The organism is Streptomyces sp. ICC1 (genome assembly GCF_003287935.1).
GTDB lineage: Bacteria > Actinomycetota > Actinomycetes > Streptomycetales > Streptomycetaceae > Streptomyces > Streptomyces tritrimontium.
This window is the reverse complement of sequence record NZ_CP030287.1, coordinates 2,461,422-2,485,866: the sequence shown is the minus strand read 5'-3', so window position 1 is coordinate 2,485,866 and position 24,445 is coordinate 2,461,422. Positions and strand designations below refer to the sequence as shown.

Here is a 24,445-nt window from a genome sequence, read left to right as displayed (position 1 = left end):
CGACCCGTCTGGGTGCATGGTGTCGGATGTCCGAAATTGCCTGGAAGCTGTCGACTGGCAACTTCCTCTGCAAAGTTTTGGACTCCTATTCAGTCCTGCGCGAAAGGCGACAGCGGGGCTTTATACCCCACGATCCCCGGTCACCCAAACCGGGGATTCAGAGTTACAACAGACGCATGCCCAAACACCCCACGGAATCCGCTCCTGCGCGAGTACGGACTGTCGGCGCCATCGAGCGCACGCGTACCGCTCGCGGCCTCGCCCAGCGCGAGCTCGCTGGCCGTGTCACCGTGCTCGGCCGCCCCATGTCGACCACGACGCTGTCCCGCATCGAATGCGTCCGGCGCCGCTGCGACGTCGACGACCTCGTTGCCGTCGCCGTCGCTCTCTGGGTCTCCGTTCGCCCCGATCCCCGCTGCGGTCTTGTAGCAGCACCCCTCGGGCGGTGCCGCGCGGCTTCCTCCGCCTCGGCGCCCTCCCCGGGGGTTCTCCCACTCGCTTCCCCGCTCCTACGGCGCCCGCGAAGCCAGTTGGCCGCTGGCTCTGCCTGCCGAAGGTCCTCACCTGTTCCGCCTGGTGTCTCGCGGTCCGCCAGCCGCTTGCCCGGCGCCTCCATGCCCCTGCCGAAGGAGAAAGTTTGACGTCCCCCTCCCGCGGTACTGCCATCAGACCCACCGTCGCGAAGCCCTGCACCGACCTGCTCGCCTCACGTCTCACCTTCCACGCCCGGGGCCAGAAGGGACGGGCGCCCCGAGAGCGAGTGCTTGCGCGACTGGAGGGTGATGTAGGACGCGACTCTTCCTCGTGGACTACGCACGACGGACCCGACGCCCCGAGGGCTACGCATCCCACCGGTGGATCCCCGTGGCGGCCGAGCGGGTTTGAAGTGATCGAGGAGACCGACTGCCGTCGCAACACCGTCGTGAAGTACGTCGCTTCGAAAGGCCAAGGGACCGGGGACGCAATGCGTGATCTGAGCAGGGCGCGCCGGTACCTCAACCGTGAGATCAACCGTCTGCGGCTGGAGCGGGAGGACAGCCACCCAGCCGGAGCCTAGCCGTGGTCTGTCGCCGCCACTCGAAAACGAACAGGAGCCCCCGCACTCGCGGGGGCTGCTGTTCGTTCGTGCGCCACGCTTCTCTACGCCGGCGACTCCCCGGCGAGTCGCAGCGATGCTTCGATGGCATCGATGACGTCCAGCCCGATCTGGAGCTGCCGCTCATCCAGTTGCTGGCTCGCCACGTGCTGCTGCGTCGGCAGATTGTGGGTGACGACCCCGTGGGCGACATCGTCGGTCAGCTCGACGTGCACGGCCTTGGCCATCCGCCGGACGTCGCCCAGCTGAACCATGAACCCGAACGGCTTGCCGGGGATCGGATCGCGGTAGACCTTGACGGCCACCCGATGTTCTCGGAGGAAGAGCTGCTTGCCCTCGTCGTCCCGCGAGTTCCAGATGTCCGCGAAGGTGCGGCCTGTCAGAGCGAACTTCCCGCGCTGCTCTTCGTACTCGGCGAGCTGGGTGCGAAGCCGCGACAGCTTCGCGGACTGCGAGTTGAGCAGCGACCAGTAGACCTCTTCCTTCTCCGGGGCGTCGTACTTTCCCGCCCCGAAGTCGGCCTTCAGCCGGTCCAGGCGCGCCTGCGTGGCCGTGATGTCGCTGGACGGGTCGTACAGATCGGCTGCCACCTCCCGTGCCTCGGGGAGATGTCCCATGTGCTCCAGGAACACCTTGGTGAGTTCGCCTTCGAGCTCCGCCGAGTCCACGGCCGCGGCGCTCTCACAGGTCCCCTGGACCTTGTGCCGGCTGCACTTGTACCGGGAGTAGTGCCACTCCTTCGCCGGGCGGTCCCCCTTGGCGGGCTTTCGGTTGGTGAAGACGGCCTTCGTCAGCGGGCCGCCACAGGAGCCGCACGAGGCCACTCCGACCAGCATGGCCTGGCTCTTGGTCACCTTGGGCCCGAAGGCGCGGTTGTCCGCCAGTTTCAGGACCACCTTGTTCCATGTGGCAAGGTCAAGAAGGGGAGTGTCCGCGATCATGCGCGGATTGCCGGCGTCGTCCTCGACGATCTCACCCTTGTAGGTGTAGAGCCCGGCGATCTTGGGGTTGAGCATCATGCCCCGGATCGAGGAGTTCGACCATTGGCTCTCCTGCGCCCGCTTGCTGTTGGGCTGGATCCGCGAGAGCCACGTGGGCTCGCCCCGGGTGGCGAGGTCCTTAGAGATGGAGCGCAGGCTCTCGCCGTCCAGGATCTTCTTCGCGATCTCTTGGGCGAGCTCCATGTAGTGGGGGAGTGCTTCGAGTCGCTTCCCCTTGCCCTTGCCCACCTGGACGATCTCGTAGCCGAAGGGCGGGAGGCCAGCCACCCACATGCCGGAGGCGAGGCGGGTCTGCACGGCGTCGAGTGCCCGGGATCGGATCGTGTCCAACTCTCCCTCGGCGAAGACGGCGAGGATCTGGGCGAACATCTTGCCCATGGGGGTGGACATGTCGATCCCCTCCTGGGTCGACACGATGATCTTGCCGTTCTCCTGGCACCACTGGACGATCTCGCTGAAGTGGGCGACCCGGCGACTCAGCCGGTCGATCTTCATGACGCAGAGCGCATCCCAGAGGCCCTTGTGTTCATCGTCGAACCACTTGCCGAGGTCGGGGCGCTTGAAGGGGTGGAGTCCGCCGGACACGTCGGTGTCCGTTGCCCAGGCGACGATTCGAGCGTCCCGCCCCGGCGCCTCCACCCAATGCTGTACGTGCTCCTTCTGGCGGGGTATCGCCGTGGAATCGTCGGTGTCGACGGAGAGCCGCAGGGAACCCAGGACGCGCAGTGTCATGGGATGACCCTAGCGTGAGTTGGTGGATGGTCAAGAAAGAAGACACTGGCGCTCCAGATCGCCCACAACCGTGATGCGCGGGGCCTGCAGGGCGTGATCTTCACGCGCGACGACCGGGCGGGGGAGGGGAAGCTCTCGTCCCGCCTCGGTTTGGTGACGGAGGCGGTGGAGGCGCCGGAGGGCATGGACCTGTACGCGTACCTGGTGGCTCAGTTGTCGAAGGGCGGCAAGGCGGACTACGTGATCGTGGACGAGGCGCAGTTCCTCGCCCCGGACCAGATCGACCAGCTGGCCAGGATCGTCGACGACCTCGGCCTCGACGTGTTCGCCTTCGGCATCACCACGGACTTCCGCACCAAGCTCTTCCCCGGCTCCCAGCGCCTGATCGAGCTGGCGGACCGCCTCGAACAGCTCCAGGTCGAGGCCCTGTGCTGGTGCGGAGCCCGCGCCACCCACAACGCCCGCACGGTGGGCGGCGAAATGGTCGTCGAGGGCGCCCAGGTCGTCGTCGGTGACGTGAACCGCCCCGCGGAGGAGATCGGTTATGAGGTCCTCTGCCGCCGCCACCACCGCAAGCTGATGACGAGCGCCACGGCCCACGCGGGCGCCCTCTCCCCGGACGTCCTCCCGGTCAACCACGCCTGACCGGGATCCCTGTGCCCGGTGTGGCCGTTTTCCGGGAAGGTACACTCCTGGCACACCTCGGACCAGCGGTCACGCGCTTGGAAGGCATGCGTTCCTTCCGTCACCTGCTCATCCTCCGTGGCCGACCTACTGCTCCGTGCCCGGTTCCCCCCTGCCCGCTGGTGCCCCTGGTGCGCGGGTGCCTTCGCCACCACTCCGCGTTGTGCTTTGGCATGTGCAAGTGCTCTGGGCAGGCGTGCCGGCAGCACCCCTGCACGAACACCACGGTCCGCGCGGCGCGGCCGGTCCCCGGACGGGAAGGTCCCCCCGGTGCCGAAAAGCCTCACGTCTCAGCAGCGCACTCCGGCCGATCTGCCTTGAGAATGCCTGCGCCCATCCGGGACCGTCAGTACTGGCGCCAGTAGTTGCGACGTTCGACCTGCCAACCACCGCTCCGTTCACCGAAGCCCTCCTGACCGCAGAGGTCTTCGCCATTGAATCCGCAGACACCAGTCCAGGTCGTCCGGCCGAAGCGACGGCTTTCTGTCACCCTGATTCTCCAAGCCAGGTTCCAGCCTTTGGTGGCAAGGGTGTCCATGGCAGCCGCCGCCAGCAGCAAGGCCGGAGGTCCGTGGCGGTCGATGCCCGGGTCGTGGAGGACTGGCTGGAGTTCCCCGGGAAGATGAAAGTCGAGGTGCCGGCCGCTCCAACGGAGGTCCAATAGGTCGGCCAGCGCCCGTGATGGAACCGCCCGGTTCTCCGGCTTGCCCTTGGCACCGTCCGGCAGGCGTACGAGGTAGGCATCCTCGTATTCCGCCGTGCTGGGGGACGTGGCTTCACCGCCAGATGAGGATCCTGTGGTAGCTCCTGGTCGCCGGAAGTACTCCGCGAGGTACATCTGCAGTGGCAATCGCTCGCTCAGATGCGGTGACTCCCCGGTACCCAGCACGGTCGCGATGGCGCCCGCCCGCATGTCGCTCCGCACAAGGACTGTCTCCACCTCCACATGGACATGCCCCTGGCCGGTACCCGGTCTGGCGGGCGCCGACGAGCCCCCGTCCAGTCGCAGAACGGTGTACGGGTCGGTGACGAGAACCGGCAGTTGGCCTCCTCTCTCCGCGTCGTCAGGCCGGTCAAGGTTGTATTCGGCGCGCAGCACATACCAGGCCGCCCCCTCGGGGTCTTGCACCATCGCAAACCGGGGTGGCTGCAAGCCTCTCAGCACATCGGCGATGTCACCCTCGCCCACTGGGGCACACCACCAGGAGTCGGACCGCCGACTCAGGTGGGCCGAGGACGTCGGCCACCCGGGTGGGACGGTCGGGTCGATCCCGTGCCGCCGGTCGAGCACGGAGAGCTCGGACCAAGCGCGCAGCCCGCCCAGGCCGGACTTGGTCGTGCCGTGCCATTCCTCCAGGACGGTCTCGAGGACCTTCTGCTGCTGGGCGTAGGCAGGCCACTCCTCAAGCCGATAGCCCGTCCGGCGGCGCATCTTCACCTCAAGCCGCCTCGGCTTGAGAATCCGAGACCGCTGGACCAGCCACCGATAGCGCCTTGGATGGCTGTCGGTCTTCTCGACCATCGACCCGAAGTAGCTCTCGCACCGCTCCAGCTTTCGCCGGGAGACCGGCAGCGGAGGAGCCCATGGCAGTCCGACCCTGGGCTCCTCGCACGGCAGGGCAGACGACGGCCAGAGCAACGTCCGCAAGCTGGAGATCGTCTGTTGGATGCCTCTGTGTGCCCTGAACTGGTCACGCATTACGACGGCGTTCCACTGCTCCACTGGAACTGCCTCACAGCCCAGCAAGAGGGCACCGTAAGCGGCCAGCCAACTCGCTTCGGCAATATACGAGTCGTGGTGCTTCCCGAAGATTTCCACCTGTTCGATCGCCGCCCCGGGAACTTCCCGCCAGATCTGCGCCACTGTGCGCACGCACTGAGCGCGCAGTGGAGGGCTGGGAACTGCAGCAAGCCACAGCAACACTCTGGTCACATCCGTGGCGTTCTTCCGAACCTCGTCGGCCCCGCAGCCCGCCCATCTGATGAACTGCTGGACCATCGCCATTCCGTCGCGATCTTCCAAGAGGTGCAGCATCGGAACGATGAAACGGCTTGCCAACTGGTGTTTCTTCAGCCCGCGAAGCTCATGGTGCAGGAAGCCGGCACCAGCTTGATGTTTCCGGCAGGCCGAGTTCACCAGCACTGTGTACCAGACCCACGGTGCCAGCTTGGGGTCAGACGTATGACGCCTCAGGAAACGGAGTGATTGGCGCGTGACCTGATCACGATGCCTGCCTTCGAGAGAATCCAGAACAGCCATGACGGCTGCCGATGGCAATCGCTTCGGCAGGAAGTGCGGGAGCTCCTTCTTCGGGTGGGTGTAGGGCACCACGCCAGCCAGAGCCGACAGCAATCGGTGGGCCCGATTGGCGGTTTCATCAGGGCCGGACAGATCTCTCACCAGGGAAGCCAGGTGACGCCGGCGCTCGGGTCCGACCATCAGGTTGCGGGCCCACACGTGCTCGGCGAACCTCTGTACAGCGAACCCGATCCGCTGATTCTGTGGATCCGACGCCAATACACCCGCCTGGAAGAGCCATTCCAGGAGCTGTACGGGCTCTCCCAATTCAGGCGCGCTGCGCAGAGCCGCACATGCCGAGCCGTGGTCGAGGGAATCTTGCAGACCCAGACGCTCGCCGAGGAGTGCACAGGCCCGGCTCACCAACGGTTGGCCGGCGGCGGACGGCCGACCATGGAGGTACCGGAAGTAGTCCTTGTCGAGGTTCTTCAGCCATCGCTCGAAGAGGTCGCCGATGCTGGGCACTGGCACTGGCACGGGTGCATCGCCATCCACTCCGTCACGCTCGTGATCCAGGCACCAGGCGAGCACGGTGAGCATCAACGGTCGGCGCAGTTCGGCGACATCGGGTGGAAGAACCAGCGCGGGCACCTGGTAGACATCCCGCAGGACCTCCCAGGCCTTCTCCGGGTCCGCCACACCGCTCGCCCAGTGGATCCCGTAGCGCCCGACCGCACCTTCGTCCTGTGACATGCGCCGGTCCAGGCGGGTGGATGCCACGAGCAAGACCTTGGGGAACTCCCTCAGCAATACCGTCAGGGACGCGAACCCGTCCAGCTCATGACCGCGCAGAGTGGCAACATCGTTGAGGGCATCGATCACCAGCGTGGCATTCTTCCCGCTGGCACGGGCATGCCCTTGAAGCGCCGCGAGCAGGTTCCGAACGGGACCACTCCGACCACCCGGCGTAGCCGCGCCGGCGATTTCCTCCTCCCACTGCTCGCCGCCGAGTTCCCGACCGCTGACGAACGCCACCGGGGCCCCGGCTTCGACCCGGGCCTCCGCCCAGGCCCCGAGGCCGTAGGACTTGCCGGTGCCCCACCCTCCGGCAATCAGCAGAGCACCAGTCGCTCGGGTGAGCAGGGAAGCGTCGATACCGATACCAGCCAGCTGGCGCTGGCATGCGTGCAGTTCCTGCAATGCGGAGAACAGCCTCCGCTCAGCAGAGACGTGGTCGACAGGCAAATCGTCACGCGGCCCTGATGCTTCGAACGCTGCACACAGCTCACGGATTACGACTCCCATGGCCTCCGCCACTGAGGCCGCCTGATGCAGAACCGGCGTGATGGTGCTGCCATAGTCCCTCGCGGACTCGGGCGGCACGTCTTCGAGCATGGTGGCCAGCTCCTCGACCCCCAGAAGGCACGCCGCGCGGTCACGCTCCTGGCTACGCCACACCGCGAGGGCTGATTCGACCCGCTTGGCCGTTGGCTGTCGAAATCCTTCGGCAGGCGGATCCCAGCCGACCCAGGGCTGCAGGGCTTCGGCCGCCGACCGGGTGCGAGCCGCAACTGTCCCGGGGGAGGTTAACTCGTCGAGGACATCGCTGAGCGGAGTGTGCAGCCACGGAGTCTGCAGCCCATCGGCGTCGGTGCCCGGGCGGATGCTGCGCGCCGTAGCCAGCGCCTTGCGATCGAGGTCGACGCGGTGAGCAATCTGATCCCCGGCGGAGGGTGGTTCGGACTCGGCAAGCAGTTGTCCGACGACACGTGCACCGTCGGTGTGAATGTGCAACTCGCCCACGTTTCCGGCCTGCACGACCGGATGGTGGAACTCCCCGCCTTCGATGCGATTCGACACCCACCCGATTCTGCCGGAGGCCAGTGGCCCAGAGGCGTCCTTCCGGCAAGAGAGGTGGGCAGTCAACCGGTCAGCGTTCCAGTCCCATGACGTCCTCGAACCTTCCGCCGGCGTACCAACGGCGGAAGCCCAACAGGGAGATGAGTAGCCCTACTCAGTACGAACGTTGAACGTGATGTTGGAAAAGTCCCGTCCCTGGAACACCTTGCCCTGGGTTCCCCCACTGATGTGGTTGTGGACCTCGCCGCCTGAGTTCACGGCCTGCGTCCGCTGCCACCATTCTTCGAGAAGGCCTCGGAACTCGGCGTCCAGCGCCGCCCGCACGCCCAAGGCAGTTGCCAGCGCCTGCGCTCGCATCGGATCGGCGGGATCCGCTTCCAGCGAGGCGAGCTCCAGCTGGCTTGAACTCACGCCAGGGAGCGTCTCTTCGGACTCCCCGCGCCGGAAGGGGCGCCGGACGAGTGCAGTGAGTCCTTGCCACGCATGACGGCCGGCTTCCCCGCCGACCCCTCCAGCCAGTGCTGCAAGGGCGGCCGCCGTAATCGGATCCATGGTTACGCTCCCTGAGTCGTCGTCTGTGCCCACCATAGGAGCGTCGAGGTCCAGGCGTAGCGATTTCGAACGAGGCCCACGGCGTGCTTGGGTATGCCGGTGGGAAGGCCTCATCCCGGCGGTCTCATTTCCGGCCAAGGAGGCCTGCAGCAGGTGTCGTGATTCAGTGGTCCTCCCACCCATCCCGCCTTGCGGAACGTACCGTTGGGGGATGGCTGAGGAGACGTACAACAGGCTGGACGGGCGTGCCGAGGTGGTCGTTCAGGCCGGCCGTATCGGTGAATTGCATCAGCACCTGCACGGGGCGATGCCTCCGGCTCAGCCAGTGCCCTTTCAGCTGCCGCCCGCAATCGTGCACTTCGAGAACCGGCAGGCCGAACAGGAACGGATTGCTCTGGCCGCCGAGAGCCACTCAGGCCATGCCGGTCCGTTGGTCGTCGGGTTGACCGGGATCGGCGGGATTGGCAAGACCGCCCTGGGGTTCCACGTGGCCCGTCAACTCAGCGAGAGGTATCCGGACGGGATCCTGTACGTAGATCTGGACGACCTGCGCCGGGATGGAGCGGTGGAGGTGGCGGACGCCGTCGCGGAGTTGCTGAGCGGGCTTGGGGTCGCGCCGGAGTGGTTGGAGCGGTCCTTCGCGGGCCGCTCGAAGCAGTACTGGACACGTACCCGGGACAAGCGGCTCATCGTGGTCGTCGACAACGCGCGGTACGGAGCGGAAGCCGTCCCGCTCCTTCCGGCGTCCGCCGGGAGTCTCGTCATCGTGAACAGCCAAGGTTCGCTGTATGACCTCCACGGTGTTGCGGCGGTCGAGGTGCCCGTCGACTTCCTGGCGGTGGACGATGCTGTCCGGCTGCTCGGGCGCGTCGTGGACGATCCCCGGCTATCGGCGGAGCCGGAGGCTGTTGCGGAGTTGGCCCGCGGCTGCGGGGGGCTGCCGGCCGCGCTCCACGTGGCAGGCCAGTGGGTCCGCAAGTACCGCCGACGCAGCCTGTCCCGGCTGGTCGCCGAGCTGACCGCGGAGCTGTACGAGAGGGGCATCCCCATGGTGGAGGCGGTGTGGGACGCCGCGTACACAGGGCTCGGACCGGAGGCCGCACGGCTCTACTGCCTGCTGTCGCAGTTTCCCGCCCCGGCCGTCACCGCTCCGGCTGCCGCGGCGATCCTCAGTGGTGGACTGGCGTCGGCCGAGGACGCGCTGGAGGAGTTGGAGTCGGCCGGCCTCCTGGAGAACCGGGCCGAGGGATACCGGATGCACGACCTGCTGCGCGGGCATGCCGACCGCCGTGCACGCCAGGCCGACCCCGAAGGAGCGGACCGTACCGAGGCACTCCACAGACTCATTCGTTGGTATCGGCGCCAGTCGGCGCGGGCAGACCTGCTGAGCGCCGGCCCCCGCATGACCTTCGCCGACCTGCCCGGTCCACTGGGCGGGGACGTACCCGACATCGAGTTCGCCGGCAAGACGGCGGCTCTGAGGTGGCTGGAGTCGCAGCGGCTCGCTCTGTTTGCCTGTGTCCGGCTCGCCTTCGAGGCAGAGCTGTATGAGGATGCCTGGGCCTTGTGCGAACCCCTGTGGACCCACTTCCTCGACCACCCGCACTATGCGGACGTGACAGATGCCTTCCGCATCGGAGTGGCCGCTGCCGATCGCCTGGAATGCCTGCCGGCGATGGTCCGGATGCGGTGCCAGCTGGCCAGGCCGCTGTGGGAGCAAGAGCGTTACGGCGAGGCCGAGGCACACCTGCGGCAGGCGCTGAGTGCCTCCGAGGCACTGGGTGAATCCACTCGGGACCGGAAGCTGAAGGCGTCGGCCGTTGAGTTTCGGGGCCTGTTGAAGTCCGCTAGAGGAGATTGGGCGGGAGCCGCCTCGGACTTCGAGGCGGCCAGAGGAGTGCACGTGGAGATCGGCAACGCGTACGGAGTCCTGCTCCAGACCTACTTGCTGGGCCGCACGGCGCTGCGCCAGGGCGAGCAGGGACAGGCGGTCGCCCTCCTGAGCGAGGCCCACAGCATGGCGCGGGAGCAAGAACGGGAGCGGATGACGGCGCGGACCGGATTCGAACTCGGCTGTGCGCTGAGGCGCGCAGGCCGGGCGGCAGAAGCGGCCGGTCTGGTGCAGGCCGCACTGGACAGCGCCCGTCAGCGAGGATCCACGGCCGATGAGGTGCGCGTCCTGGAGGAACTGGCCGCCCTTGCGGACGAGCTGGGTGAGGTCACGGACGCGGAGCAGCACCGGACCGCGGCGCGGCTGCTGGCTGCGCGCTCCGGCGCAGTACCGAGCGACGATCAGAGCTCGTAACCGAGGTCTGCCTCGTCAGCCGGGCCCAGGCGGATACGGACACTGAATGGGCCTGTGTCGCAGACGAGCGACACTGGAGGTGTCCACCGCTCGTTGGCGCCCAGCCATGAGTGGACCGCTGAGACCACGGCCGCCGGATCGCAGCGCAGGACACGTCCGGAGGCCCTGCACGGCTCGATCCGGACACTGAGCAGTCCCGCCGAGCGGTGCCTGATCAGGCACCGCTCGGGGGTGAGGATTGCGGCTGCGGTCCGGCAGCCGGGAGCGTCGTCCAGAGCACGAGAGGTCCAGCCTGCCGCTGTCCAGGCGCTGGTGTGTGGAGCGGGGGAGACGGATCGGGCTCGGCACCACAGCACCGACGCGCTTTGCAAGTGGCGCTGATCGGCCTCCGGATGCTCGGCCGCCAGATGGTGCACAGCCTCGGAGGTGGACGGGGGGAACCGCGAGATGGTGATCTGGTTCCCGGATACGTCGGCCCGTACCGAGAAGGCGGCAGGTCGTGGCGGCACGACTACTGGCCGGGGGAGGGGGTGCGGCGCCACCGGAATGGAGGGCGGCCGCAGTCCCAGCAGTCGATAGAGCTCGCGGCGGAGCCGCGGCAGGGCTTGACCCTGGTGGGCGAAAGCAGCGCTTGCGAGGCCGCCGGCGTCGTGGGTCGCGGCAGCCAGGAGAGCACCCGGCAGCTCGGCGGCTTCGGAAAGCCTGGGCGCCCGCGCGAGTACCTCCGCCATGGGGCTGCCTGGGATCAGCTCGCTCCCGCCGTCGTACGCGCCGATGATCGCGAGGCCCAGAGCGGCCGCGTAGAGGGCGGTGGAGCCGTGGTCGGTCACCACGGCATCGGCCGCGACCAGAAGGGCGGCCCATTCCTCGTACGGACCGGCCAACACCAGGCCCGCTGCCAGGGCGGGAGAGAGCTGGCGGGAGAGGTCGAACGAGCCCGTCCGGCTGTACTCGTTGGGATGGAGGATCAACGCGATCTGGTACGCGTCGTGGGGGAGCAGGCCGATGAGTTCGCCCGGCAACTCCGGCCGCTGGGCGAGCAGGGATTCAGGCCCCCACGTGGATGTGAGGGCGATGAGGCGTCGCCTGCCCGTGCCGAGGGCGGAACGGTAGCTCTCCCGGTGGGCGAGCGAGCCGAGCAGCCGATCCAGGGTGGGGTCGCCTACCACCGTCGCCTGAGCGGCGGCGGGAGGGCAGTACTCGGTGAGGCGGGCGAGTTGGTCGCCGTGCGCCAGCGCATGGAGGTCGGCCCAGGGTTCCCCGTGGGCGAGCAGGTAATGCGGATCGAGGCCGGACGGGAGCTGCGGTGAACCGTCGCCACTGACCGCTTTATTGAAGCCGGCGCCGTGCGGCAGTACTACCCGGGGCCCGGACAGCGCCCGCAGCGGTCCCTTCGGGCTGGCGGTCAGGATCAGGTCGTGCTCGCGGCCATGAGCTTCGTCCCAGGTGAGGGTTCGGGCGCCGGAGAGTTCCAATGCCGCGAGGGCGCCCACGTCGAACGCAGATCCCGGTACCAGGGTGAACCTGACGGCGATGCGTTCGTCACCATCGAAGACGGGCAGTACGTCGAGAAGTCGGTGCAAGGCCCCCGCGGACCGAACGGCGACGAGGACTGCCCGCTGCCCGCTGCCCGCTGCCCGCTGATCATCAATTCTAGCTGAAAAGCCACTAAGGGGAACGTTGTTCCTGGAGGACGGGGCGAAATCGTCAAGGGCCTCTGGCGGCATACCGTTGATCGTACCGGCGGCGCAACGCCAGGATCCGGCTTCGCTGTGGCCTGCCTGATTAGGTGTGCTGTGTCCCGCGGCCGGCCCAACAGACTGGGGGCGCGGTGCCAGGCGGCCACAATGCCTTCGCGCGAGTTGGTGGATGGTCAAGAAAGAAGACACTGGCGCTCTAGATCGCCCACAACCGTGATGCGCGGGGCCTGCAGGGCGTGATCTTCACTCGTGACGACCGTGCGGGGGAGGGCAAGCTGTCCTCCCGTCTGGGCCTGGTGACGGAGGCGGTGGAGGCGCCGGAGGGCATGGACCTGTACGCGTACGTGGTCGCCCAGCTCTCCAAGGGCGGCAAGGCGGACTATGTGATCGTGGACGAGGCCCAGTTCCTGGCCCCCGAGCAGATCGACCAGCTGGCCCGGATCGTGGACGACCTGGACATGGACGTCTTCGCCTTCGGCATCACCACGGACTTCCGTACGAAGCTGTTCCCCGGCTCGCAGCGCCTGATCGAGCTGGCGGACCGCCTGGAGCAGCTCCAGGTGGAGGCCCTGTGCTGGTGCGGCGCCCGTGCCACGCACAACGCCCGCACGATAGACGGCGAGATGGTGGTCGAGGGCGCCCAGGTGGTGGTCGGCGACGTGAACCGTCCGGCGGAGGAGATCGGCTACGAGGTCCTCTGCCGCCGCCACCACCGCAAGCGCATGACCTCGGCCGCGGCTCACGCCGGAGCCCTCTCCCCGGACGTCCTCCCGGTCAACCACGCCTGACGGCCTTCCCTGCGGGCCTGCGGGCCTGTGGCGGCCCTGGGGCGGGGGGCGAAGGGCGGTCGTGCGAAAGGCTGTTCGTCAGCGCGGGGCGGACCGAGACGCACGTCCGGGTGGTACTTGCCCGCGCGGGCGCATTCTGGCGGTCCGGGCCGGGGAGGGCCGCAAGAGTTGGGCCATGATCATGGATCCCGACGCCAACTCCGCATCCCCCGAAGCTCCGGCGCCCTCCCGCCGGCCCTCCCGCCGTACCGTCATCGTCGGCGCCGCCGCCGTCGCCGGAGCCGGCGGGCTGGCGGGCGCCGTCACCTCCGCCGAGACCTCGCAGGCCGTCCCCGGCGCCGCGGTCGCCGACTGGGACGCCTGCCTGACGATCGCCCGGGCCATCCTCGTACGGGACGGCGAGGACCAGCCGCTGGTCCCGCGCTACGCCGACATCCTGCTGAAGAACGGCCTGCCCCGCTCGCGCCGTCCCGGCAAGAAGGTGCTGATCGTCGGCGCCGGGCCGGCCGGCCTGACCGCCGCCCATCTCCTGCGCGAGGCCGGCCACCAGGTCACCGTCATCGAGGCCAACGCCAACCGGGTGGGCGGCCGGATCAAGACCTTCCGCACCGGCGGCCACGAGAACGCCGCCCAGCCCTTCGCCGACCCGAAGCAGTACGCCGAGGCCGGCGCGATGCGCATCCCCGACAGCCACCCGCTGGTCACCGGGCTGATGGACGGCCTCGGCCTCAAGCGCCGCCGCTTCCACCTGGTCGACGTGGACGGGGCCGGCCGCCCCGCGTACCGCACGTGGATCCACGTCAACGGCATCCGGGTCCGCCGCGCCGACTACGCGCGCGCCCCGCAGGCGCTCAACCGTTCCTTCGGAGTGTCGAAGGCGTACGAGTCCGTATCCTCCTCGCAGATCGTCCGCGACGCCTTCGCCCCCGTGCGGGGGGAGATCGAGGGCAAGAAGGACAAGGAACTCGTCGAGGGCTGGGCGCGCGTCATCCAGCGCTACGGCCACATGTCGATGTACCGCTTCCTGACGGAGGAGGCCAAGCTCGACGAGCGGACCATCGACCTGATCGGCACCGTCGAGAACCTCACCTCCCGCCTGCACCTCGCCTTCGTACACAGCTTCATCGGCGCCTCGCTGATCAGCCCCGACACCGCCTTCTACGAACTGCCCGACGGCACCGCCACCCTGGCCGACGCGATGTACGCCCGGGTCAAGGACCTCGTACGGCTCGACCGCCGTGCCACCCGCATCACCCACGGCGAGGGCACGGTCAGCGTCGAAACCGTCTCCGAGGGCCGCGGCGGCAGCCCCGTGCGGCGCGAGACCTTCACCGCCGACACCGCCATCATCACCGTCCCCTTCTCCGGGCTGCGCCACATCCCCGTCAGCCCGGCGCTCTCGTACGGCAAGCGGCGCGCGGTCACCGAGCTGCACTACGACGCCGCCACGAAGGTGCTGCTCGAATTCAGCCGCCGCTGGTGGGAGTTCGACGAGGCCGACTGGAAGCGCGAGCTGGAGGCCGTACAGCCCGGGCTGTACCGGAAGTACCAGACCGGGCAGAGCCCGGCGAACGGGACCCTGCTGGGCGCCCACTCCTCCGTACCCGGGGGCCACATCTCCGCGGGCCAGCGCTCCCACTACGCCGCCAGCCGGGTGGTCACCCGAGACCAGCCCGAGGCGGCCGGCGTCATCGGCGGCGGGTCGGCCACCGACAACCCCAACCGGTTCATGTTCCAGCCCTCCTACCCCGTCGAAGGCAGCGCGGGCGGCGTCATCCTCGCCTCCTACAGCTGGTCGGACGACGCCCTGAAGTGGGACTCCCTGGACGACGAGGAGCGCTACCCGCGCGCCCTCGCCGGCGTCCAGGAGGTGTTCGGGCAGCGCATCGAGGTGTTCTACACGGGCGTCGGCCGCACCCAGTCCTGGATGCGCGACCCGTACGCCTACGGTGAGGCGTCCGTGCTGCTGCCGGGCCAGCACACCGAGCTCTTCCCCCATGTCCGAAGCGCCGAGGGGGCTCTGCACTTCGCCGGGTGCCACACCTCCATCAAGCCCGCCTGGATCGAGGGAGCCCTGGAATCCGCGGTGCGGACCGCCCTGGAAGTCCACACGGCGTAGCGGCCGTCAGCTCTCGGCGAGCACGATCAGCCAGTCCTCCTCGCAGAACCGGACCCGCTGCCGCTTGTCGGGATTGATCCGCACCCCGAAGTCGGGGCCCGTGGAGCCACGAGCGCGCAGCCGGTAGCCGACCGCGCACTCGCGGCGCCGCCGCGCCGATTCGACGACGGTGGCGAAGGAGACCTCGGCGCCGGCCCGGACGTAGTCCGCGGCCGGCCTGAGGTGGAACTCGTGGCCCTCCGCTTTGAACAACTCCTCGAAGACCTCCGCGAGATACGGACTCTCCGAGATCTGGGTCATCAGCAGGCTGATCAGCCTGCCGCTCACGATGAAGTCGGCGCCGTCCCGGGCGGGCGCGAGGAGCCGGTTGCCGTCGTCGGACATCTCGGTGGTGAGCGCGAGTTCCACCTGTGCGCACTCCCCGATGGCCCGCAGGTGCAGCAGGGCGACCAGTGTCCTGTCGTCGGCCCGGGCCTGCGGATCCGTCGCCGTGGCGAGGGGGGCGATGGGCGAGTCCGGAGCCGGGGGCACGGGATCCGCCTCACCGAGCACGATCACGCTGTCGTACGAGGGCACGTCCAGCTTGGCCAGGGTGAGCGGATCGGTGATGTCGCCGTCGTGGAAGGAGACTTCGAGGCGGGACCACGAGGCGGGGACGGCCCGGCCGCCGGGCGTGGCCGCGTACTCGCCGAGCGCCACGACGTCGAGGGTGGTTCCCGGGCTCACGTACTGGTCGAGCTGCTCGATGACGAGCCGGGCGCGGCGGTTCCAGCCGAGCATGAGGAGGCGCTCGGGCCGGGCGGTCCAGCCCCCGGCCGTCACGATCGCGGCCTCCTCGACATGGGAGGCGACGTCCTCCCGCACGGCCGTGTCGTCGTCCCGGGAGATGACGATGATCCGGTCGGCCGGGCCGATCACCGACCCCGGACCGGGATTGAGGGTGACGCTCCCGTCGGGGTGCAGCAGGCCGACCGCCGAGGACGTGGCGAAGGACAGCAGCGCCTCTCCGAACGTACGCCCCACGAGGTCCTCGGCGGCGACCGGGTACAACTCGTCGCCCTCGAAGGCCAGCAGCTCCGAGTAGACGAGCGAGAGGCCGGGCTGCAGGGCGGTCTGGACGAGGAGCCGGGCGACGATGTCGTCGACGCACAGGACGTGTCCCAAGGGTCCGGCGGCCAGCTTGGCGGTCATGTGGTTGCGGGAGTCGCGGACGGCGGCGACCACCACGGCTCCGCCACCTCCCGCCCCGGGGACGGCCGCGTCGAGGGCGAGCAGCGTCTTCACCACGTGGGCGTCACCCGAGTCCCCGGCGGGAGGCAGCACCAGCACCGCCTTCGCGGTGTGCGGACTCACCCGGCACAGCTCGGTGGGGTCGGTGGTGCTCCCGCTGCGGCAGACGATCCGCGTCCGGCCCCTGGCCCTGTCGCTGACGCGGGTGGAGATCTCGTCCTCCATCCGCACCTTGTCCTGCGGGGCGAGCACGGCGATGGCGGAGAGGCGCTGGTTCGCGTTCGCGGCCACCAGCTCCGCGATCACGGGGAACACCTGGTCCGACCACCCCAGTACGACGGTGTCCCGCGTCTCCACCACGGTGGAGTGGCCGAGGCGCAGCGACATGATGCGCCCGTTGATGCCCGTGGTGATCAGGCTGACCAGGGTCGACACGAAGAGCAGCGCCACGAGCGCGAGGGACACGGAGGCCAGCACGTAGAGCGGGGAGCCGAGCGCACCCCCGATCTTCAGGGTCTGGCCGACGCTGACCCACACGGCGGCGAGCCGGCCGGAGAGCGTGGCCGGAGCGGCCCGGTCGGACCATACGAGGACCGTGCTCGCCGGAACGACGACGGCGAGGCAGGCCAGGGCGAGCCAGCCGATGAGCGCGGCCGTTCCCCCCGAGACCAGATGGTCGAAGCGGTACCGGAGGCGGAGCCGCAGTGACGTCGTGTGTTGCTGCGCCACACAAGCTCCCGTACGTGAGTCGACGCGCCGGTGGAGCGGCTGCCCGCCACTCCGGGAGCCAGCCTAGGCAGATCGCCGCTCCGGCCCGCCGAGAACCCCGCCGGGCTCACCCAGAGGTGTGAACGCGCCAAGGGTGCGCCGAGCGCCGGAGCAGTGCCCCGGCGCTCGGCGCGTGGACGGAGGAGGCGGCGGGGGCCGCCTCCGGTCAGGTCGCGGTGGTCCGGCGGGTGTCGCTCCTGTCCGTGCACAGGGCCCAGATGACGAAGACGCCGATGGCGATCGAGATGAGCGCCCAGAGCGGCGTGTAGGGCAGCCACAGGAAGTTCAGGATGATGTCCAGCGAGGCGATCACCACGCCCGTGACCCTGGCCCACGCGGCGCCCTTGAGGATGCCCACGCCGACGACGGCGAGCACGATGCCCACGATGAGGTGGATCCAGCCCCACGCCGTGACGTCGAACTTGAAGGTGTAGTCGCCGACGCGCGTGTAGACGTCGTCCTCCGCGATGCCGACGATCCCCTTGAGGATGCCGAGGACGCCTTCGACGAGCATCAGGACACCGGCGAACACCGTGCCGCCCGCCGCCCACGCGCTCTGCCCGGCGGTGGGGTCCTGACTTCGGGGGGCCCTGCTGGGGGGCGTTGTCTGTGCCACGAGAAGCTCCTTCGTCGGGCGGGACGCCGAGGGTCCGGCGTCTGGGCCAGCGTCCGCGGCGGGGGCGCGGACGGACACCGGAGCGCCGCCGTTCGGGTGAATTCGACTCCCCGTCGCGCGGCTCAGTAGCGCAGGGCCTTCCCCGTCTCCGCCGTGACCGTGCCCGACAGCGTGTGGGTGCTGCGCGCCGTGCCCTCGCCGGTGGCGTTCGCGGCCACGTCCGAGATCGTGACCACCACGGTGTCCAGGAGCTTTCCGCTCTCGTCCTTGAAGTCCACCTGCACGGCGAAGGACTTCTTCGAACCGTCCGAGTTCCTGGCGGAGACCGACACGGTGGAGCGCCCGTCCGCGTCCTTCGCGGGCGCGCCCAGCGTGACCTCGTCCTTCGCGTCGACGCCGTCCTTGACCTCGGAGAGCTTGTCCTTCGCGACGGCCGCCGCCGACTCGACCGCCTCCGACGCCGCGGAGGCGGCCGAGGACACCACCGCCCCCGCCGACGCCGCGGCGGACGCCGCCTTCGAGGCCGCGGCGGAGGCTCCGTCGCCGTCCGAACAGCCCGTGGCGCCCAACGCCAGGGCCACCATCACCACACCTGCCAGCCCGTGCCCGCGTACGCCTGCCATCACGCCTCCTTGATTCGACTCCGTCCAGTCAAGGGCCGCCGGGCCCGCCCCGCCCGCCCGGTCCGTCATCCGAGTGATCGTCCGCGCGAGGTGCGTCCCGGAGTCCCTCCCCGGCACGCCGGAAGGCCGGCGGGGCGCGGTGCCCTGCCGGCCTTCCGTACGCGCCGTACGCGCCGTGTGGTCAGGGGGTCGTCTTGCCCACCTCCAAGTCGGCCGTCGGGTCCTTGACCGTGCCGCCGGGCGGGCCGGCGGCCGCGCTCGTGTTGTTCGCGGGCCTGGGGTCGGCGGTCAGCGAGTCGACGGTGGCGGTGTTGCGGATGTCGGAGCCGTTGCCGGTGTACTCCGGGTCCAGCTTCACCTTGATGACCCAGGTCATCGAGGCCCCGGGCGCCAGGCGCGGCAGCGGGCCGCAGGTGACGGTCCGTCCGGAGGTGCACGTGGCGTCGCCGGAGACGAAGCTCAGCGCGGTCGGCAGCGTGTCGGAGACCGTGATCTGCTCGGCCTGCGAGGGGCCGTTGTTGGTGACGGTCAGGGCGTAGTCGAAGGTCTCGCCCGGGGCCACGGGGGCCGTCTGGACGGGCTTCTTGGTGATGGCGAGGTCCGCGGCGGGGTCCGTGACGTGCCCGCCGGGCACGGTCGCGGTGCTGCTGTCGTTCTGGCTCGCCGGGTCGATGTTGTCCGCCGTCACCCGGGCGGTGTTCTTCAGGTCGCTGCCGTCGCCGCCGTACGCGGGATCGACCTTGACGGTGAGCAGGTACTCGACCGTCTCGCCGACCTTGAGCGGGCTGGTGCGCTTGCACGACACCAGGTGTCCGGCGACGGTGCATCCGGCGGGGGAGGACGCCACGTACGAGAGGCCCTCGGGGAGGTTGTCGGAGAGCTTGACGTTGAAGGCGTCGGCGGACGGGCCGTTGTTGGTGACCCGGATCCGGTAGTCGAAGGTCTCGCCCGGCACCGGCGGCTTGGTGCCGACTGCCTCCTTGGTCACCGCCAGGTCCGCGGTCGGCTTGTTGACGGTGCTGCCGGGCAGGCCCGCCGGGCTGCTCGTGTTGTTCTCCGGTTTGGGGTCCTTGGTCCGCGAGGCGGCGGTCGCCGTGTTGCGGATGTCGGAGCCGTTGCCGGTGTAGCCGCTGTCGAGGCGGACGGTGAACCGCCAGGTGCGGGACGCCGCCGGCTCCAGTACGGCCACCGGGCCGCAGCTGACCGTACCGTCGGTGTCCGAGCAGCCGTCGGGGGAGGAGACGAAGGCGAGCTGCGCGGGCAGCTTGTCGGTGATCGCCGTGCCGACGGCCCGGGACGGGCCGTCGTTGGTCGCGGTCACCACGTACTCGAAGGTCTGCCCGGGTGCGATCGGGGTGTCGTTCGCGGGCCGCTTGGTCGTCCACACGTCGGCCTGCGGGGCGGTCACCCCGCCCGGGGGCAGTACGGCGTGCGAGGTGTTGTCGGTGGGCTCCGGGTCCTTGGACGCGGAGGCGGAGGTCGCGGTGTTGCGCAGGTCGCTGCCGTCACCGGCGTAGGCGGCGTCCAGCTTCACCTTGAACGTCCACTTCACCTCCGCGCCCGGCACGAGGCGGGCCAGCGGACCACAGGTGACGGTCCGTCCGGAAGCAGCGCACGGACCGGCCGAGGATACGAACGTCAGCCCGTCGGGCAGGGCGTCGGTCACCACGACGTTGCGCGCGTCCGAGGGCCCCTTGTTGGTCGTGCGGACCTCGTACTCGTACTCCTGGCCCGGGACCGTCGGCCCCGCGCCCAGCGGGGTCTTGACGGTGGCCAGGTCCGAGACGGGATCGAACGGCCCCGGAGGCAGCACCGGATCCGGCTTGTTGTTGGCGGGGTCGGGATCGGTGGCTTCCGACGTGCCCGTGGCGCTGTTGCCGAGGTCGGAGCCGTCGCCCTGGTACGAGGGGCTCAGCCGGGCCTGGAAGGACCAGCTCTTGGTCTCCCCGGCGGCCAGCTGCGGTTCGGGCCCGCACGTGACGGTCTGGCCGGTGGCGGTGCAGCCGTCGGAGGAGCCCACGAAGGACATCCCGTTGGGGAGCCGGTCCGTCGCGATGACCTTCCGGGCCACCGACGGGCCCTTGTTCCGCGCGGTCAGGGTGTAGGTGATCAGGTCACCGGGGGCCTTGGCACGCTGTGCCGTCACCTCGACCGTATGCCCTCCGCCGGGCAGGGCGGCGGCCGCGGGGACCGGTCCGGCCCACAGGGCCGCGGCGCAGAGCAGCGGAGCCAGGGCCCACACCGCCGGGCGCCGGCCTGGTGTCGTCGTCATCGCGCATCGTTTCCGTTTCGTGCGGGAGAGGACCGTACAGAGCGCTGTACGGGAGTTCGGGGGAAGGGGGCGGATGGGCGGGCGCCCCGTCAGCCCGCGGTGGCGTGCTTGGTGAGCTCGATGTCGGAGCTCGGCGGGCGGACGCGCCCGCCGGGCACGCCGGCCGAGCCGCTGTTGTCGAGCGGGTTCGCGTCGGCGGTGTCCGCGCGGGCGGTCGCCGTGTTGCGCAGGCCCGTCCCGTCACCGGTGTACGCCGGGTCGAGGCGCACGGTGAAGGTCCACGACCGGACCCCGCCCGGGTCCAGGGTCGCCTCGGTGCCGCAGGTGACGTCCCGGCCGGCGGCGCTGCAGCCCCCGGGCGAGGAGACGAAGGCGAGCGCCGCGGGCAGCGGGTCGGCGACCGTGACCTTCCGGGCCACGGACGGGCCGCCGTTGCGCACGGTCACCGTGTAGGTGAAGGTCTCCCCGGGGGCCACGGGGGAGCGGGTCTCGGCGGCCTTGGTCAGCGAGAGGTCGGCCCGGGCGGCCGCCACCCCGCCGGGCGGAGCGGCGGCCGCGCTGGTGTTGTTCGCGGGCTGCGGATCGGCGACGGCGTGCCGGAGCGACGCGACGTTCCCGAGGTCCGAGCCGTCGCCCTGATAGGCCGGGTCCAGCCGTACGCGCACCGTCCACGAGGTGCTGGTACCGGCGTTCAGCTGATCGCGGACCGGGCAGGACAGCACCTGGCCCGAGGCCGTGCACCCGTCGCCGGAGGAGACGAACCGCAGCGGCCCGGGAAGGGTGTCGGAGAGCTGGACGGCGGTCGTGTGGGAGGGCCCCAGGTTGCGTGCCGTGATCCGGTACTCGAACTCCTGGCCCGGGGCCACGGGCCCGGAGCCGAGCCCCTCCTTCTCCGCCGCCACGTCGGCGCGCGCCGTCACGACCGTGGCGGCGGCGGTCGCGCTGTTGTCGGCCGGGTTGGTGTCCTTGCGGTCCTCCGGGGCGGTCACGGTGGCCGTGTTCGTCAGGGTGGCCGGCTGCGCCGGGGCCGTACCGGTGACCGTGTAGGTGACGGAGCCGCCGCGCTGGAAGTCGGCCGTCGTGTCCAGGGTGTTCCCGCTGCCCGACGCCCGTCCGCAGGTCCCGCCGGTGCCGGCGCGGCAGGTCCAGGTCACGTTGGTCAGACCGGGCACGGTGTCGCGCACGACGGCTCCGGTGACCTCGTTGGCCTGGCTGTTGGAGACGGCCAGCGTGTAGGTCACCGGTCCGCCGCCGGCGGGCACGCTCGCCGGGGAGCCCGTCTTCGCGATGGTCAGGTCGGCCGGCACGTTGATCTGGAGGTCGTCGATCTCGTGGATGTTCGTCGCGCCGCCGGTGCTCGCGGAGAAACCGACCTTGAGGGTGGCGGGCAGCGCCGGCTGGCCGGTGATGCCCGTGACGTCGAAGTCGGTGATCAGCTGGTCCATGGCCGTGCCGGGGCCGCTGTCGGACCACACCGACAGCAGCATCTTCGTACCGCTGGGCAGCAGGGACACGCGCGCCGTGCGCTGCTTGGCGCGGCTGCCGGTCTCCACGGTATTGCCCGGTCCGTCGGCGGCCGTGGCGTAGCGGTACCCCGTCGAGGCGCTGCCTCCGCCGCGCACCACGATCTTGTTGGGCTGGCCCCCCGGCCCGCCGTTGCCGACCACGGTCGAGGAAAAGTTGCCGAACTCGTCCAGTCCGATGCCGAGGTAGGCGCCCGGTACGCCCGAGGTCGTGCAGCGGGACGGCACCGGGCCCGTGCAGGCGTAGCCGAGGCTGCCGCCGGACGGGCCGGCGCCGGCGGCCGCCGCGCCGTCGGTCAGGTAGAACGACAGCCCGTCACCCCGCTTGCCCTCGATGGCGGTTCCGCCGTACGTGGCGTAGCTGAACTCGGCCAGGATGCCGAGGCTGGAGGGGAAGGAGTCCTTCATCCTCCACGTGCCGGCCTGGTTGGTGCCGGCGGACGTCAGGCGCAGCCAGCCCTCTCCCGGGTAGCTCGCGCCGCCGCTCGTGGTGCCCAGGTTGGTGGAGCTGTCGAAGGTCTCGTTGAGGGGGAAGGCGAGCGCACGGGGTCCGCCGTGCCCTTCGGCCCGCCGGCCGGTCCGGTCGCCGGTCCGGTCGCCGTCCGCGGCCGCCGCCGATGTCGTCGCCGGCAGCAGCGCGGCCGTGCACAGCAGCGGTACGGCGGCCCTCCGCCACCAGGTGCTCCAGGGCAGGGTCATACGGGCACGATCCTCATCTCCTCGCTCAGCGGTCGCACCCCCCGGTGCCGGTCCGCCACGGCTCGCGCGGCGGACCGGGGTCAAGCCCGTGCCCGGAAGACCGTCCGCAGCATCGCTCCGCCGGCCATCAGGGCGGCCGAGGCCCACATGAGCCACCGCGGGACACCGGCGCCGGAGTCGGCCAGGTCGCCCTTGGCGGCGTGGTGGTCCGGACCGCCGTGGTGGTCCTCGCGGCCGTGGTGGTCCTCCTGGCCTCGGTGGCCGTCCTGGCCGTCCTGGCCGTGCTGTCCGTCCTGGCCGTGCTGTCCGTCCTGGTCTTCCCGGTCGTCCTGGTCCTCGTGGCCGTCCTCACGGCCGTGCTGGTCCTCGTTCCTGTCGGACACCAGGCACAGGCGGCCGCCTTTCGGCCCCGTCGTACCGGGCTCGTTGGCGTTGTCCGAGAGGTCGGGGTCGAAACTCGCCGAGGTGACGCGTGCGACGTTCTCGATGGGCGTGCACCTGCCGGCCGGTGGCTGGGCCGCCCGGTCCCCGCCGGCGGCCCGTACGGTGATCCGGAACTCCGCCTTCTCCCCGGCCGCCAGCCGCTCCAGCGGCGGACACACCACCAGTCGGTCCCCGCCCTTCGGGATCTCGCAGTCGTCGGGTGAGGAGAGCAGGGCCAGCGAGGCCGGCAGCCGGTCGGTGACCTGGAGCCGCCGCGCCGTCGCCGGGCCCTGGTTGAGCACCGTGATCAGGTACGTGAACTTCTCGCCCGGCTTGACGTGCTCCCGCCCCTTCGCGAGCAGCGCCGTCTTGCGCAGCGACAGATCGGCCGTCCGCGCACTGGGCGGGACCTTCAGGCCGGTCAGGGAGGAGGTGTTGTTCCGGGAGTCCGGATCCGAGGTGGCCGCGTCGACGACCGCCTCGTTGACGATGTCCGCGCCGTCCCCGTGGTAGCCGGCCGCGAGCCGCACGGTGATCACCCACGTGTGCGAGGCGCCCGCCGCGAGGGTGGCCAACGGCCCGCACACCGCGGTGCTGCCGCTCGGGGCGCAGCCGTCCCGGGACGAGACGAACTCCAAGGAGGGCGGCAGGCGGTCGGTGACGCGGACCTGCCGGGCGGAGGACGGGCCCCGGTTGGTCACCGTCACGAGGTAGTCGAAGGTCTCCCGCACCGCCGGGGCCGCGCTCTCCCGGTTGTCCCGGGCGCCGGTCGCGGTGGGCCGCACCGTGCCGGACACCGCCAGATCCGCACTACCGGCCGCACCCCCGGCCGCATCCCCGGCCGGCTGGCCGGCCGCGGAGGGACCGCCAGGCTCGGACACGGTGGATCCGGTGGACATGGTGGATCCGGGGTCCGGCGCGGCCGCGGCGGAGGGTGCGAGGGAGAGGAGGCCGCATGCGGCCACCGCGCAGAGCGCGGCCGGCGTGCGCCGGTACGAAGCACCGGGCCGGTTTCTCGGGACGCGTCGCATCGGTTGCCCTCCGGGGAAGTCGGCTCGCCCAAGGAGGACCAGCGCGGTCAGCTATTCACACAAATCGGGAGAAAGGGTGCAGTCTGGTTGATCATGTATGACTAATGAGTGATGGAATTCAGCCCGTCGGCCGTACGCTGGGCCGATCGCGCCAGGGGTCGAAGGGGTCGGATTCGAGTGATGG

13 protein-coding genes and 2 pseudogenes are annotated in these 24,445 nt (G+C 70.1%); 5 read left to right on the top strand and 10 right to left on the bottom strand.

Annotation, left to right across the window (positions count from 1 at the left end):
* Positions 1-176: 176 nt before the first annotated feature.
* A pseudogene (locus DRB96_RS44480) lies at positions 177-398 on the top strand (helix-turn-helix transcriptional regulator); the annotation flags it as partial.
* A gap of 742 nt (positions 399-1,140) precedes the next feature.
* Here DRB96_RS44480 and DRB96_RS11750 read toward each other — a convergent pair.
* Complete coding sequence (locus DRB96_RS11750) at positions 1,141-2,829, bottom strand: recombinase family protein (protein ID WP_112448406.1); 1,689 nt, start codon at positions 2,827-2,829, stop codon at positions 1,141-1,143.
* A 45-nt stretch (positions 2,830-2,874) separates the two neighbouring features.
* On the opposite strand from DRB96_RS11750, the gene DRB96_RS11745 reads away from it, so the two are divergent.
* Positions 2,875-3,474, top strand: coding sequence for a thymidine kinase (locus tag DRB96_RS11745; RefSeq protein WP_112448405.1), 600 nt, complete (start codon positions 2,875-2,877; stop codon positions 3,472-3,474).
* Between the two features lie 385 nt (positions 3,475-3,859).
* On the opposite strand, the gene DRB96_RS11740 is transcribed toward DRB96_RS11745, so the two are convergent.
* Together DRB96_RS11740 and DRB96_RS46250 are read right to left on the bottom strand one after the other, a co-directional pair.
* The gene (locus DRB96_RS11740) at positions 3,860-7,612 is read right to left on the bottom strand and encodes a hypothetical protein (RefSeq protein ID WP_162688589.1); all 3,753 of its coding nucleotides are present in this window, start codon (positions 7,610-7,612) and stop codon (positions 3,860-3,862) included.
* A gap of 150 nt (positions 7,613-7,762) precedes the next feature.
* Positions 7,763-8,023 carry a hypothetical protein gene (locus DRB96_RS46250; RefSeq protein WP_343234515.1) on the bottom strand — a complete coding sequence of 87 codons (261 nt, stop codon included), beginning with the start codon at positions 8,021-8,023 and terminating at the stop codon, positions 7,763-7,765.
* Positions 8,024-8,375: 352 nt separating this feature from the next.
* Here DRB96_RS46250 and DRB96_RS11730 point away from each other — a divergent pair, with 352 nt between their 5' ends.
* Positions 8,376-10,469, top strand: a complete 2,094-nt coding sequence (locus DRB96_RS11730) for an NB-ARC domain-containing protein (protein WP_112448403.1) — start codon at positions 8,376-8,378, stop codon at positions 10,467-10,469.
* Here DRB96_RS11730 and DRB96_RS11725 read toward each other — a convergent pair.
* Entirely contained in the window at positions 10,457-12,196 is a 1,740-nt protein-coding gene (locus tag DRB96_RS11725) for a translation initiation factor 2 (RefSeq protein ID WP_239516158.1), read from the bottom strand. The genes DRB96_RS11730 and DRB96_RS11725 overlap by 13 nt on opposite strands.
* A 104-nt stretch (positions 12,197-12,300) precedes the next feature.
* Here DRB96_RS11725 and DRB96_RS11720 point away from each other — a divergent pair.
* Both DRB96_RS11720 and DRB96_RS11715 read left to right on the top strand, forming a co-directional pair.
* Positions 12,301-12,957: pseudogene (locus DRB96_RS11720) on the top strand (thymidine kinase).
* Between the two features lie 181 nt (positions 12,958-13,138).
* Complete coding sequence (locus DRB96_RS11715) at positions 13,139-15,076, top strand: NAD(P)/FAD-dependent oxidoreductase (RefSeq protein ID WP_204358013.1); 1,938 nt, start codon at positions 13,139-13,141, stop codon at positions 15,074-15,076.
* 6 nt (positions 15,077-15,082) lie between these two features.
* Here the strand turns inward: DRB96_RS11715 and DRB96_RS11710 are convergent, their stop codons facing one another.
* The 6 genes from DRB96_RS11710 to DRB96_RS11685 all read right to left on the bottom strand — a co-directional run bounded on the left by DRB96_RS11710 (position 15,083) and on the right by DRB96_RS11685 (position 24,027).
* Positions 15,083-17,035 carry an NAD-binding lipoprotein gene (locus tag DRB96_RS11710; protein WP_239516159.1) on the bottom strand — a complete coding sequence of 651 codons (1,953 nt, stop codon included), beginning with the start codon at positions 17,033-17,035 and terminating at the stop codon, positions 15,083-15,085.
* 205 nt (positions 17,036-17,240) lie between these two features.
* Positions 17,241-17,690 (bottom strand): hypothetical protein, encoded by a 450-nt coding sequence (locus DRB96_RS11705; protein WP_112448400.1) that lies wholly within the window; start codon positions 17,688-17,690, stop codon positions 17,241-17,243.
* Positions 17,691-17,812: 122 nt separating this feature from the next.
* The gene (locus DRB96_RS11700; RefSeq protein WP_112448398.1) at positions 17,813-18,313 is read right to left on the bottom strand and encodes a hypothetical protein; all 501 of its coding nucleotides are present in this window, start codon (positions 18,311-18,313) and stop codon (positions 17,813-17,815) included.
* Positions 18,314-18,494: 181 nt separating this feature from the next.
* A complete protein-coding gene (locus DRB96_RS11695; protein ID WP_112448397.1) occupies positions 18,495-20,585 on the bottom strand; it encodes a DUF11 domain-containing protein in 2,091 nt (696 codons plus the stop codon).
* 89 nt (positions 20,586-20,674) lie between these two features.
* A complete protein-coding gene (locus DRB96_RS11690; RefSeq protein ID WP_112448396.1) occupies positions 20,675-22,807 on the bottom strand; it encodes a DUF11 domain-containing protein in 2,133 nt (710 codons plus the stop codon).
* Positions 22,808-22,887: 80 nt separating this feature from the next.
* Positions 22,888-24,027, bottom strand: coding sequence for a DUF11 domain-containing protein (locus tag DRB96_RS11685; protein ID WP_162688590.1), 1,140 nt, complete (start codon positions 24,025-24,027; stop codon positions 22,888-22,890).
* Positions 24,028-24,445 lie beyond the last annotated feature (418 nt).

What these genes read in the sequence shown, in the direction of transcription:
- DRB96_RS11750 (WP_112448406.1), bottom strand. Translation starts at nt 2,829, where the DNA reads ATGACACTGCGCGTCCTGGGTTCCCTGCGGCTCTCCGTCGACACCGAC.
- DRB96_RS11730 (WP_112448403.1), top strand. Translation starts at nt 8,376, where the DNA reads ATGGCTGAGGAGACGTACAACAGGCTGGACGGGCGTGCCGAGGTGGTC.
- DRB96_RS11725 (WP_239516158.1), bottom strand. Translation starts at nt 12,196, where the DNA reads ATGCCGCCAGAGGCCCTTGACGATTTCGCCCCGTCCTCCAGGAACAAC.
- DRB96_RS11715 (WP_204358013.1), top strand. Translation starts at nt 13,139, where the DNA reads ATGGATCCCGACGCCAACTCCGCATCCCCCGAAGCTCCGGCGCCCTCC.
- DRB96_RS11700 (WP_112448398.1), bottom strand. Translation starts at nt 18,313, where the DNA reads ATGGCAGGCGTACGCGGGCACGGGCTGGCAGGTGTGGTGATGGTGGCC.
- DRB96_RS11695 (WP_112448397.1), bottom strand. Translation starts at nt 20,585, where the DNA reads ATGACGACGACACCAGGCCGGCGCCCGGCGGTGTGGGCCCTGGCTCCG.
- DRB96_RS11690 (WP_112448396.1), bottom strand. Translation starts at nt 22,807, where the DNA reads ATGACCCTGCCCTGGAGCACCTGGTGGCGGAGGGCCGCCGTACCGCTG.